We start from the raw sequence: 1,437 nt of genomic DNA on the forward strand, positions 1-1,437 counted from the left end.
GTGACGGCTTCGAGCGCGAAGGTGCCCAACTGGGACTTTCACATCGCATCAACGATGACGTCGACGTGAGCGTCAACGCACTGCGCCAGAACTTCGAGGGCGAATACGACAATTGCTTCCGCACCGGCGACTTCCTTGCACCTGCGTCACAGGACTGTGTCACCAAAGGCTATCTGCAATCCTTCGGCGGCCAGCTCGATGTCCAGCTCCAACCGGACTGGCAGATGCAGATCACCGCCGGCCATTTCGACGAGCAGCGTGAAGAACGCTATAACGGCGAACGCCAGAGCCTGATCGAGAGCCACCGCGATGAGGTCGGACTTCAGCACCGCTTCACCCGCGACAACGGCGTCGACGTGCTGGGCATCGACTATCGCCACGACAATGTCGACTTCGATAACCGCGCCGGCGCCAGCTACGACCGCGATAGCCGTGAGAACATCGGTATCTACGGCATGATGCAGCGCACCTACGGTGCACACGAGGTGAGCGGATCGTTGCGCTATGACGACGACTCCCTGTTCGGCGACGAGACTACCGGCAGCCTTGGCTACGCTTACCATCTCACGCCCTACCAGCGACTCGGCGCCAGCGTCTCCACGGCCTACAAGGCGCCCAACCTGATCGATCTGTATGGGCCCTATGGCACCAACCCGGATCTTGATGCGGAAACCGCCGAGAACCTCGAAGCGTTCTGGGCCTTTGAGCGCGACAATTGGCACACGCGAGTGACCGTCTTCGACAACCGTATCGATGACTTGATCGGCTACGATCCCATCACGTCCGTTCCCTACAATGTCGATGAAGCCCGCATTCGCGGGATCGAACTCAGCGGCGGCTGGCAAGCTGGCGGTTTGACGCTCAGCGCCAGCCTCACTCACCAGAACCCCGAGGACCGGCAGACCGGCGAGCGCCTGCAGCGTCGTGCTCGGACCTTCGGGCGCCTGGATGCCGATTACGCCGTGGCCGACTGGTCGTTCGGCACCACCTTGCGCGCAGCAGGCGATCGGCGCGATACACAGTTCTCATCTCCCTATGGCGCTACCACGACCGCCGGCTACGGCGTGATCGACCTACGCACCGCTTGGCAGGTCACGCCCATGGTCGAACTCTCGGCCAAGATGGAGAACGCCTTCGACAAGGAGTACCAACTGGTCGATGGTTACAATACCCAGGATCGCTACGTGGAAGGCGGCGTGACACTGCGTTTCTGATTCGCCTTTTACCACACGATGCCACGCATGCGCCCTGCCCCTTCATGGGAGCGGGGCGTTATGCTGTATGGACCGTTACAGGAGCACATCCATGGCGCTGAGCAAGACCCAGAGCAGCTTCTATCGCCGGCTATATGTCGCGCACCTCATTGACCACGGCACGGCCAGCGTACCCGCGCTGATCGACGCCACCGGCATGCCGCGTCGCACCGCGCAGGACACT

Annotated in this window: 2 protein-coding genes; both read left to right on the plus strand. The window is 61.7% G+C overall.

Going from position 1 to position 1,437, the window contains the following annotated elements:
• Window positions 1-1,214 (plus strand): TonB-dependent receptor (locus tag OP496_RS17740; protein WP_280565235.1); only part of this gene is annotated, 1,214 nt, incomplete at its 5' end.
• A 91-nt stretch (window positions 1,215-1,305) separates the two neighbouring features.
• Window positions 1,306-1,437: helix-turn-helix domain-containing protein (locus tag OP496_RS17745; RefSeq protein WP_280565237.1), on the plus strand; the 132-nt coding region annotated here is incomplete at its 3' end.

This window comes from Chromohalobacter sp. 48-RD10, assembly GCF_029889785.1.
In the GTDB taxonomy this organism is placed as follows: domain Bacteria; phylum Pseudomonadota; class Gammaproteobacteria; order Pseudomonadales; family Halomonadaceae; genus Chromohalobacter.